This window comes from Paenibacillus illinoisensis NBRC 15959, assembly GCF_004000925.1.
GTDB classification, from domain to species: Bacteria; Bacillota; Bacilli; order Paenibacillales; family Paenibacillaceae; genus Paenibacillus; species Paenibacillus illinoisensis.
In genome coordinates this window covers 456,414-468,502 of sequence record NZ_BIME01000002.1, presented here as the reverse complement: position 1 = coordinate 468,502, position 12,089 = coordinate 456,414, and the positions used below count along the sequence as shown (strand labels likewise).

8 protein-coding genes are annotated in these 12,089 nt (G+C 45.0%); 1 reads left to right on the top strand and 7 read right to left on the bottom strand.

Annotated features, from left to right (window positions below; translation table 11 throughout):
* Positions 1–24 precede the first annotated feature (24 nt).
* From PIL01S_RS07435 to PIL01S_RS07410, 6 genes are all read right to left on the bottom strand, one after another.
* Positions 25–918: a carbohydrate ABC transporter permease gene (locus tag PIL01S_RS07435; protein ID WP_127536960.1), complete on the bottom strand. Its 894-nt coding sequence runs from the start codon at positions 916–918 to the stop codon at positions 25–27.
* Positions 919–931: 13 nt separating this feature from the next.
* Positions 932–1,846: an ABC transporter permease gene (locus PIL01S_RS07430; RefSeq protein ID WP_127536959.1), complete on the bottom strand. Its 915-nt coding sequence runs from the start codon at positions 1,844–1,846 to the stop codon at positions 932–934.
* A gap of 62 nt (positions 1,847–1,908) precedes the next feature.
* Positions 1,909–3,645 carry an extracellular solute-binding protein gene (locus tag PIL01S_RS07425; RefSeq protein ID WP_127536958.1) on the bottom strand — a complete coding sequence of 579 codons (1,737 nt, stop codon included), beginning with the start codon at positions 3,643–3,645 and terminating at the stop codon, positions 1,909–1,911.
* Positions 3,646–4,017: 372 nt separating this feature from the next.
* Positions 4,018–5,424, bottom strand: coding sequence for a response regulator transcription factor (locus tag PIL01S_RS07420; protein WP_127536957.1), 1,407 nt, complete (start codon positions 5,422–5,424; stop codon positions 4,018–4,020).
* Positions 5,421–7,133: a sensor histidine kinase gene (locus PIL01S_RS07415; RefSeq protein WP_127536956.1), complete on the bottom strand. Its 1,713-nt coding sequence runs from the start codon at positions 7,131–7,133 to the stop codon at positions 5,421–5,423. The genes PIL01S_RS07420 and PIL01S_RS07415 overlap by 4 nt, the downstream gene beginning before the upstream one ends.
* A 464-nt stretch (positions 7,134–7,597) precedes the next feature.
* Positions 7,598–8,152 carry a class I SAM-dependent methyltransferase gene (locus PIL01S_RS07410; RefSeq protein WP_127536955.1) on the bottom strand — a complete coding sequence of 185 codons (555 nt, stop codon included), beginning with the start codon at positions 8,150–8,152 and terminating at the stop codon, positions 7,598–7,600.
* Between the two features lie 460 nt (positions 8,153–8,612).
* On the opposite strand from PIL01S_RS07410, the gene PIL01S_RS07405 reads away from it, so the two are divergent.
* Positions 8,613–9,623 (top strand): aminoglycoside phosphotransferase family protein, encoded by a 1,011-nt coding sequence (locus PIL01S_RS07405; protein ID WP_127536954.1) that lies wholly within the window; start codon positions 8,613–8,615, stop codon positions 9,621–9,623.
* 103 nt (positions 9,624–9,726) lie between these two features.
* Here the strand turns inward: PIL01S_RS07405 and PIL01S_RS07400 are convergent, their stop codons facing one another.
* A complete protein-coding gene (locus PIL01S_RS07400) occupies positions 9,727–12,012 on the bottom strand; it encodes a preprotein translocase subunit SecA (RefSeq protein WP_127536953.1) in 2,286 nt (761 codons plus the stop codon).
* Between the last annotated feature and the right edge of the window lie 77 nt (positions 12,013–12,089).

Below are 12,089 nucleotides of genomic sequence, written 5' to 3'. Positions count from 1 at the left end.
GTTAAGGTGTGTTATAACCTCTCATTATTCTTTGACTGATCCAACGACAATGCCGGTTACAAAGTATTTTTGCAGCAGCGGATAAATCAACAGCAGCGGAATGACCGCGACTACGATTTTAGCTGCATTCAGGTTTTTATTCGAAATCTCAGTCAGGTTGCTGAGCTCGCTGGAATTCGTACCAGCTTGCAGCAGATCGGCAATATTTACGTTAAGGGACTGAATATAGGTCATAAGCGGATAATTGCTGACCTTGGTCATATAGATCAAACCGCTGAAGAAGTCGTTCCATGTACCCACGATACTGAATAAGGCAACGGTCGCCAGCGCAGGAATGGACACAGGAACATACACTTTGAACAAGACTTGGAGCGGATTCGCCCCATCGATAAACGCCGCTTCTTCCAGTGCTTTAGGTACTGCAGAGAAGAAGTTCATCACAAGGATGACACTGAATATCGGGACAGCACCTGGCAGAACAAGTGCCCATATTGTATTTAGCATATCCAGGTTTTTGATCAGCAGGTAACTTGGAATCATGCCTCCACTGAACAACATGGCAAAAATCATGATATTCATATAGATGTTTCTGCCTTTGAATTCCCTTTTCGACTTGGATAGCGGATAAGCCATCAAAATAATCAGAATCATGTTAAGCACAAGGGCCAGCGCAACGCGCAGAACAGATATGCCGAAAGAGCGCCAGAACTGTGCATCATCAATAATTTTTGAATACGCGGCTGTCGTAAAATTGACCGGAACGAGACCTACGGCATTCGCCGATACAGCCTCGCTGCTGCTAAATGAAATGGCAACAATATTCCATAACGGAAGAAGGCAAGCCAATGCCAGCATGATCACGATGGCATAGATGACAAACCGGCCAATTCGTTCTTTAACGTTTGCAGAATAGGACACGGACATTGCCTCCTTAGAAAATTTTTCTGTCTGTATATTTTTTGGCGAGTTGATTCGCAGACAAGAGCAGCACGATGCCGATCACGGATTTGAACAATCCAACAGCCGTACCGAAGCTATACTGTCGCCCAACGAGACCAATCCGGTACACGTAGGTATCCAGAATATCGCCCGTTTCATACACTACCGGGTTATACAGGTTATAGATTTGATCGAAACCGGCACTCAAAATGTTGGTCAGACTCATTACACCCATGAGCAGGATAATAGGCAGCATACCCGGCAGCGTAATATGCCATACTTTTCTCCACCAACTGGCTCCATCCATTCCTGCCGCTTCATATAGACCGGGATCAATCGACGTGATAGCAGCCAAATAAACGATGGAACTATAACCAAATTCCTTCCAGACGTCTGTTCCGATGATCAGTGGCTGGAACCACGTGTTGCTGCCTAGGAAATTGATATGGTCCAGGCCAAAGAACGCGAGCATTTGGTTCACGATTCCATCCAAACTGAACATGTTGACCACGACAGATGCGAGTACAACCCAGGATAGAAAGTGCGGCAGATAAACAATCGTCTGCACGGATTTTTTAACGTATTTAACACGAATTTCATTCAATAATACGGAAAATATAATCGCCATCAACGTTCCGAGCAGAATCTTGGCAATCGCAATGACTAGCGTATTACTGATGACCTGAGCGATATCCGGGAGTTTGAACATATAAATAAAATGCTTCAGCCCGACAAATTCGGAGCCGAACATGCCCTTGGCTGGCACATAGTCCTGAAAAGCCGTAATGACACCGACCATTGGTATATAGCTGAATACAAGCAAAAACAAAATACCCGGCAGCATCATCATATGGTACATGGCACCTGTGCCTAGCCGGCCTCTTGCTTTTAATTTCCCCTGTTTCATGGATGAACCCCTTTCCTGAAAGAAAGGCTGCATATCGCAGCCCTGCTACTGTTCATGGATGTCTATTGTTTCGATGCGATCTCGTCTTCGATTTCCTGAATGACTTGATCACCGCCTTGTTTCTTCCAGTTGCTGACGAATGTATCGAAGTAATCCAGCGGTTCGGAACCCGTCACAATTTTGATGAACGATTCCTGCTCGAGCTTCGTCAGATTGGCCCACGTTTGTTTCATGCTTGAGGTCGTTCCAGAGAAAGCAGGAGTCATCCATACGAATTTATTCTCCTGTGTCAGCTTGTCGATCAGTCCAACGCCGTTAATCCGTGAATGGTATTTGGACCAAGCGGTCACGTCATCCGTGTCCATGTCACTCAAATACGTTTTAATGCTTCCGATATTGTTCTTCGATTCGGTTGTGCGAACCTCATCCAGACCAATTTCCCCTTTAATTCCACGAACGACATCAGAGTAATCATCCAGCAGCGATGTAGCGGAATTGACTTCAATGTTAAACGGTCTCGTAGAACCGTCTACCCCAGTCTCCTGATACTTGGCAGCTTCCGGCATGGTTGTTGCCACATCTTTATCATTTGCCAGTTTGTCGTAGAACAGGTTTACAATCTTCACTGCCAGTTCAGGGTGCTCATACCCTTTTCGTACCACGATAAACTGATTGGATGGATTAGCATGTGCCACGTTCACATTGCCGTCTGCATCTTCCAACGTATACGCCGAAAATTTCGCGTTTTTATCCATCTGCTTCACGCTGATCAATCCCCAGTCTGGGATATGCCACGGTCCAAAAGCGATACCGCTCTGGCCATTGGTATAGAGTGCAGTAATGTCATCAAACGTCCGGGTTCCGAATTGCGGGTCAATGATGCCGTTCTTGAACCAGTCCGCCATGATCCCTAGCATTTGCTTGGTCTCTTCTGTCGTGGAACCATACACAATTTTGCCGTCTTCCCCATTCATCCAATATTGTGGGAACGCGCCCTGGGTTGAGGCAACACCAAGCATGGTATAGGAAGAGGCATTGTAATCTGTAGTATTCAATGTGTTCACAAAAGGAATACCGACCGGATTACCGGTTTGACCTGGATCTCTTTTCAGGAATTCCTGTGCTGTTTTCTCCACTTCTTCGAGCGAGATGGCTCCATCTCCGTCTGCATCAAGTTGGATCCCCAGCAGATCCAGCCAATCCTGACGTACCCAAACCATCGTTGGTGCAGAATCCAGGGACGTCGCCGGAAGGCCCATCAAACGGCCATCAATCGTTGCATTATCTAATGCACGCCCATCATAGGAATCGTAAATCTGCTTGATGTTATCTGTGGCATATTGATCGTAAATGGTTGTCAGATCTTCAATCAGATCATTGTCCACCAGTTCTTTCAGTTCGTCTTTGGAGTCGACACGCATCATGTCAGGCAATTCCCCGGAGGCGATAGCGAGCGAAACCTGACGGCTGTAATCTTCACCATTGGCTTCAAATTGATCTGTGATTTTAGCGTTAAATGTATCTTTAACCAGTCGCGTATATGCGTTGTTCTCATAGGTATCTCCAGCTGGCAGTTTCGGATTGGCTGTAGTCACCCGTCCCATGGTTACGGTGATTTCGTCTTTGTAGGCACTGAACGGATCTCCCGGAGTTACCTCATATTTGCCTGCTTCCTCCGCAGTAGGAGGAGTGGATGCGCCTCCACATGCCGCGAGAGCTGTAACCATCAGCGCAGACATCGACAGCACGGCCAGACGTTTCGTGAGCGGTTTGCTTTTCAAGGACCATTTTGTTCTCATCTAATTCGATTCCCCTTATTCTGATTATCTTTTTTTGTTTACGCTTTCATTATAAAATGGAGTGAAGATCCACTGAGATAGGGATTGCACGTTCGTTTGGATAGAGAAATGATTACAGTTTTCTACCGCAATCCTGGAGCATTGGTTAGCTCGTGAACATTTATCCTACCTGCTGACTTACATTCATCTATCTATCCTTATTTCCATTCAAAAACAAAGGCCGGCAGCTCCTCAAACAGGAAACTGTCGGCCTTCAATTTATCCATAATCGATAAAATGTCTCTTGGACCATTTCCATGACGGCCTCCAACAATCATTATGGAGACGGTCACTTTCCCTATGATGGGTGTCTGTTCAATGGGAACACGTCTGCTATTTGACTCCTCTGCCTAGCTGCCGATATTCGCTTGGCAGAAGGCCTGTCATTTCACGGAAAATCCGGCTGAAATATTTTTCATCCGTATAACCCACTCGCTCGGCAATCCAGAAAATCGTGTTGTTTGTATTAAGCAAATATTCCTTCGACTTCTCTACCCGGATGAACCTGGAGTACTCATTAAAGGTTTTCCCCATCAGATCTTTGAAGCATTGACTGAAATAACTTCGGCTGATGTTGAGTTGTTGGGAAAGACCTGAAGCCGTATACGCCTGCTCCAAGTCATCCTGAATGATCATCACTGCTTTTTTCACGGCATGGATGATTTCCTGGGAATACGAAGTCTGTTCGTCGGCCTTACGAATAACTACAGCAGTCTGTTTAATCCATTTCTCAACCTCGTACCAGGAATTGAAACCATGGATCATCGAGATCCTTCCAAGCGTTGTTTGGGCAAAAAGGTGATTCCACTCCATAACGAGGGAGTACAGTAATCCCATCAACTGGCCCTTGTTTAATCGTAATGATGTAAACTGTTCAATGAGTTGGTTGTAGTACGTGTCATGATGAGTCCATGGGGTTTGGAACCAACTTTGCTTAATCCGGTCTATGTCCTCATCCTGCGGTTCTTTTAAAAATGTCTCTTCCTCGTTCATCGAAACGGCAATGACTCGGTAATCGGGGTTATACGCATAGAATAGATATGTCTCAGTATAATTCATAATCCAGTTTTTGATTTGAGACCATGTTCTCTCTTGTACATCGGACAACACCAATAAGGTACTAGAGGGAACTTGATCCAGGGATGCCTTCAGCTGAAGAAACAGCGGGTCCTGCTCATCATAGGAAGCTGCCCACATCCAGCTATTCCGTTCAACCTCCCACCGGATCACATCTCCATCGGTGGTCAGCTCCACTGGCCACTTCTGTTCGGATTTGCGATCTTGGGAAACCAGTGCATACACGTTCGGGTAATGGACATTGATTTCATTGATAGAAGGCATCTTTCGGCTAGAGCTCGTCAACCCAGTAATACGAGTATGGATCCGGTGCAGAACATGTTCAAATTGCTCCTTCTCCAGCTGGACTTTGGCTATATAATCAATGGCGCCCAGTCTCAACGCTTCCTGGATATAATCGAAATCCTGATGTAAGGTTAACACGACAATATGAAGCTCCGGATAGAGCTGTTTCGTCGCTCGCATCAGTTCAATCCCTGACATGACCGGCATCGCAAGATCCGTCAACATGAGATCGACCGGTTGGGATTTCAGGAAATCCAATGCTTTTGCTCCGTTACTCGCTTCTCCTACAACCTCCATATTGAATTCGTTCCATGGCATCGCTGAGCTAATGCCTTTGCGTACCAGCTTATCGTCATCCACAATCAATACCTTAATCATGCTGAGATATCTTCTCCTTTAATGGGCAGTATGAGCAGAATACTTGTCCCCGTTCCCAATTCACTCTCGATGACCAATTGTGCTTGGTCCCCATATTGTGACTTCAACATGCGGTGAACGTAATTGAGTCCAATGCCCATTCCTACTTTTTGTTGTTCAGCTACGCGGTTGTTCAGCAGTTTATGAATGGTTTCCTCGCTCATGCCTGCACCATTATCCTGTATCATAATGTTCAATGTTGTATTACATGTCACTTCAATTTGAATAAAGCCTTCATCACTCAATCCATGATAGAGCGAATTTTCAACCAGCGGTTGCAGAATAAAACGAGGCACAGGAATTTGAAGCACTTGTTCATCAGCAGTAATCCGAACGTCAAATTCAAAGTCATACCGAATTTGCTGCAAAATCAGATACTGTCTTAATGCATCAATCTCCTCTTCCATCGTGGATACTTGCCCTAATTTGCCCAAGTTGTAATAGAGCAGCTTGTTCAATGACTGTACCAGCTTGTCGATCTCCCCTTGTCCGTTCATGACGGCCAGCCAGTGTACCGTATCCAGTGTATTCATCAGAAAGTGCGGGTTAATCTGATAGAGCAGTTTTTCCACTTCCAGGTCTGCACGAATTTTTTCTTTCTGCTGCACTTCCTTGAAGAGATCGCCAATTTGATGCTGCATGTTCGAAAATTCACCGAGCAGAAAATCAAATTCGGGAATCTGGGTGCGAGCTCGGCTCCCCGTCGTTTGTGGGTTTTTGGACATCCCGTTGATTTCCGAATGGAACAAACCAAGTGGTTTGTACACCATCTTCCACAGGAGCCAAGCTAGAAATACGGTAAAGCCGAGGAAAAATAATGCGACCAGCAATATTTGAAGTAACCACTGGTTTTTCTCCTGCTGATATTGAGCCTGCGAAATGACTGAAACGACGCTCCATTTCTGTGATGAATCCTCCTTGAACCAGTGATACCCCCGGGATATCCCGTCCTTGGCAGGATCGGCTGTCAAGCTGGAGAAATTCTCCCCGACCTTCATCGCTTCCGGTATTTCACTGTACACAATGTTGCCTTCACCATCCAGGATCAAATGAGACAGAGCCCCATTGTACTGACTGTATCCCAAGTTATCCTGTGTGAGGCGAAAGCCCGACTCAACGTAAATGTACACGTCGTCCCTTTCGGGCAGTTGTACTCTTCGCAGAGCAGACAGAACGAGTTGGTCATCGAATCGGTTCATACTGATATGTGGACCATAATATTTAATACCATAGGTCTGGAAGAGCACAGGCAGTGACTCCGGAGAAAAGCGATCCTTAATCGGGAAGTTGCCAAACTGTGTAGTTCCATCCTTCTGGAAGTAATATAAGGTCAATCCAATATTCGGATTGGTAAATGTGACCACACTTAACTCGCTTTTTAATTCGTCTCTCGCCTCCATCAATAGGAAGATATCCGAGGAAGGCTTCAGGAATTGATCCAGCTTTTTGCCAATGGTTCCACGGTAGGACAATTGCTGTGTAACGTGATTCAGATTGGTGATTGAATTCTCCAGAGAGGATGTCACCTGCTGTAAATTGCTGCGGATGCCGTCATCGATTTTATTTGCGAAAATGGAGTCAATGGTATAGTAAGAAATCGCAAATATGCTGATAAAAGGGATAAACGCACTGAGGAAGAACAATAAAAAGATCCTTTTTTTAAGTGTCATTCTGACCTAGTCTCCTTCAAAAAATAAAAACAGCAAGCCTCCTGGTTATGGAAGCTTGCTGTGAGTATACATACAGCTATACCGAATATCGTTATCCCCATAGGCTGAGGCCTACTTTGAAGCTCGTCGGCATTTCGATCCATTCAGGCGGACACATTTCAGGACACTTCGTCAGTTTCCGTCCTCGTCCAATTTCCTTCATAATTATAGATCGATATTCGAATAAGTCAAACGCTTTCATACTTCTCGCCACCAAAACCAGTGGAAGGACAAGGGGAAGTTAATATACACCCCTTCTTACATGAAGGTGAAGAATTCATATAACTATATCTTTTCATATCGAGCAGGAGCAACAGAATACGAGTGTAAATTCATTTGTATATTAACGAGGCTACCGATGATATCGAAAGCCCCGCATTCATTTATATTAAGCTTTGTTTTCCAGCAGAATATAGGTGCCCTTTTTACTTTTGAGCAAGGATTATATAGACAGATTGGTTGGCGATTTGGGTCGACGGGTAGATCTTATTAACAATGGTGAAGCCAGCATCAAGCATTTCCACTTCCATATCTTTGGATGAAACTCTCGGACCCGTTGAAGTCTCTGACTTTTCTAATTCGATACATAAGAACAAGCCTCTGTCTTTCAATACTCTGTTGACCTCTTTCAAAGCTGTTGCAAGAGGCTTAACTTCGTGTAAAGAAATGGATGCAATAGCTATATCAAGAACCTGGTTATCTAACGGGATTTCTCTGAAGTCACCTACAACAGATGTAATATTCGTTATACCTCTCTCCGTCGCTTGGGTTTCCAAATATTCAAGAACATCCTTATCATTGTCCAACGCATATACGGTGTTCACTTGTTCAGCAATGGACATGGAAATATAACCGGTGCCCGCCCCAAGGTCCAATACATTGTCGGTTTTCTTGACAGGTGTTAACTCCAATAATTCCTCTGCCGGAAATCTCTCAATATTTTCTAAGTTGTTAATTTTCTTTTGTAATTTTGGATTCATGTTGCTCACTCCTTTAATTATGGATAAAATAACTCCTTAATAACTATAATAAACTTTCAATGTAATGTAAACGGTAATGTTCCTTAAAATAAGTGGAAGGATTGTTATTGCTTAGTCGTATTTTCAATTGATTTTTCTGGAAGAAAAGGTTATTTTATAAAGAGCTTAGTGATAAGCTAGTTCCTTACACGAAGGGAGATGTTTTAAATGGCAGCTACTTATATGGTGGTTTCGTCTTAAAACTGAATAGTTGGCATATACGAAAAAAGCGGGATACACCCGCATTATTTGGTATGCCATCCAAAGTAACCTTTCGTGAATATTGCTGTTTGCAGATACGATGAAGGTCGTATCTTTTTTGCGTCCTGATGCCGCGCGACAGCAGCTTCTTTAGAGGCTGCTTTGTCCGTGGCATTTTTGCGTCCAAAAAAACAACATTTAAAGGAGCTAACGAAAAGATATGAATATTAAATCCGAAACGCTGAACGCTGTCTTGCGCAGAAGATTTGAGAGAGAGATCATCTCGGCAGATTATAAAACCATGCCTTTACATGGCGGTACTGTGGGAAATGTAAACATGGTGACGGGGGTTGCCGAAACATCCGAAGGCGAAAAATTGTCATTCCGCATCGTGCTAAAAATTCAGAAGCAATGGAATCGTTACAATGATCCTGGCTCATGGCGCAGGGAATATGACCTCTATGCATCTGACTTGGGTGAAACATTCTCCGATGCCTTGCGCTGGCCAACATGTTATTATGCCGAGATGAATCCCGAAGAAGATGAATTCCATCTATGGCTGGAATATATTGATGGCGTATCCGGTTTGGACTTGACCGGTGACATGTATGAACAGGCGGCGCTGGAATTGGGACGCTTTCAAGGTAAACTGTATGCCAAACAACCTGCTGTACTGCAGAGCCTGACTAACCTGAGCCATGCGGACCTCATGAAAAATACCTATCTGCACTACCGGTCATGGCCAGTTGTCTACGACTATATACGTTCAGAGAACTGCGAATTTCCGCAGCATGTGCGGCAAATGCTTATCGACATTGATGAGCACGCAGACGAAATATTTGACCGCATTGAAAAACTCCCCCTTGTGCTATGCCATAGGGATTTCTGGGTGACCAACTTGATCTATGCTGAAGGGAAAATTGCGCTTATCGATTGGGATACATCGGGATGGGGCTACTTGGGTGAAGATCTAGCAAGTCTGATTGCGGATGAAGCAGATGTTAATTACATGGTCGATTACTACAAGCGGTGTGTTCCCGCGTATTACCAGGGATTTTCTGAATATGCAGATGCACCCCCTGTTGCAGACCATTGCGTCTATGAAATGATCCTTCTCGTATTTGGATACAGGTTTGTGGAGAGTTATCTCCACACAGAGGATGATAAAGAGAAGATAAAACTTGTTCAAATACTCCAAAAAATTCATGAAATGAAGAACATCACTGTTTAATTTGTCCTGACAGAGAAACTCCGAAACCCTTGAATATAGTGGGGTTCGGAGTTTCTTTTGTAACATCAATCGATTCGACGAACTGAAATACTACTTTTTATCACTATTTTGAAATCCTAGATACCGGCCATAGTGCCCATCTCAAAATTTGGCGGCCCCAAAAAGCAAAGACGGTCGTACCAGTCCATAAGCTGCGTCTATTTTCGCTGTACTGATCGTTGATAATATAAGTCCTTGTGGAAGCAGGGCTCTTCAGACCGAGCTTTTCCCACTCCGATGGATCATTTGAATCTCCAAGTCTTAGAAGCATCTCCTGAGATGCCTTATCGATTTTATACGGAATTTGCTCGTAGGCCTGGGTGATTTGCATATGAAATTGGTCGATTGGATTGCGGCTGGCTATGCTCTCCAAGTGGATGCTTTCGCGAAGGTAAGAAACATATGCCAGATGTTCCGCCCAGAACTCATCGATATAAAAAAGACGTACCCTCTGTTCCGAGGGGCTCATCGGTATATCGCCTTTTAAAATCTGAAGTCGTTCGGCGTATAGAATTCGCCTCTGATCTTCCACCATATCCGAATAACTGTTCAGTTCCAGATGAATATCAAAGTTCTGACCCATAATAACGCGCTGAATATGCTCGATTTTACTGAGAAGCACCATGTCATCGATAGCCTCATCCTGCCTAGGTACGTGAACCAATTTATGGATGCCGAACTGAACCATTAGCTCATCTTCCAAGCTTACGAAAAATACGGAGGATCCCGGGTCGCCCTGGCGGCCGGAACGCCCGCGTAGTTGATCGTCAATCCGCACACTTTCATTCACATATGTACTGATCACGTATAAGCCTCCCAGCTTGGCGACCAATCCTGCCTGCTCAGGATTTCCGCCTCCGAGCCGAATGTCTACGCCTCGTCCTGCCATATTTGTAGAAACGGTTACGGCACCGATTTCTCCTGCTTTAGCGATGATTTCAGCTTCTTTTGCGTCGTTTTTTGCATTTAAAACATGGCAACGAACATTAACCTTCGCCAGCGCTTCCGCTAGGTCATCGGACTCCTCAACGCTGGATGTACCAATGAGAATCGGACGTCCTGTCGCATGGACAGAAGAGATTTCTTGTACAAGCGCTTTAAGTTTGGCTTCTATATGAGTGTAAATTCGGTGCGGATGGTCGATCCGTATGTTTGGTTGGTTCGGCGGAATTCGCATGACCTGCAGCGCATAGATATGTTCAAATTCCATAGCAGAAGCATGCGCTGTAGCCGTCATTCCGCAAATTCCCGGATACAGGCTAATGAAGTGTTGAATCGTAATCGTGCCGAGAATTTTCCCGCCTACTGTCCACTGCAGCCCTTCTTTGGCTACAAGCGCGGCTTGCAGTCCGTCAGGTAAATACCTGTTTTCAGCCACTCGGCCAGTATATTCGTCAATCAACTCGATTCCACCGTCCCGGACGATGTAATCGACGTCTCTTTTTAGTAACGTTTCCACATGCAGCGCACAATTTAATGATGTTAACAAATGAGAGTTATGGCTATCGTACAGATTGCCGCATCTGAGCAGTGACTCTGCCTTCGCTGAGCCTGCTTCATTCAAGTAAACGTTCCGTTGGAACTCGTCAAATTCGTAATGCTCTCCTTGATCGAGCTGCTGAGCCACTTTTACGAAACGAATGTCGTCATTCTTGGAAGAGCCCGACTCTCCACTTATAACTAGCGGCACCCGCGCTTCATCAAGAAGCAGCGAATCCGCCTCGTCGACGATGACGAAGTGGAACGGACGATGAACCAGATCAACTTCGTTGAGCGCGATCGTGTCTCGTAAGTAATCAAATCCTGCTTCTTTAGCCGTCACATAGGTGATATCGCTAGCGTAGGCATTCTTTTTCTCGTACAGATTCATGCCAGCTTGAACTGAGTTAACACTTAACCCAAGAAATCGATAGATCGGGCCCATCCACTCGGCATCTCGGTTGGCCAAATAATCGTTGAACGTCAGCACATGCACGCCTTGGCCTGTCAACGCATTTAGATAAGCGGGCATAACAGCGGAGAGTGTTTTTCCTTCACCCGTGTGCTGCTCGATTAGAAATCGCTCATGCAGAGCGATGGCTGCCATGATCTGTACATCGTACGGGTTTAATCCGAGCTTTCTCTTCGCCACCTCGCAGACTAAAGCGTAGGCATCGACAAGCAGCTCATCCAAAGCTCTGCCTCCTAACGCTTCCTCTTTCAGTCGATGTGATTCCTCTTGAAGTCGTTCATCGTCCCAGGCCTCCAAATTCCTTTTTCTGATAAGTTTCACTTGGTCGCGATAGCCTTTCAACTGCTGTCGGCTATCGCGATCTTTGAGTTCACTCATCAACTTGGTGACTACATTCACGGGTTGATCCCTCCTCGGTGGAAGTGCACTTCCTTTGCTCAATGAAGTGCACTTGGATTCGACAACATGAGATCAAA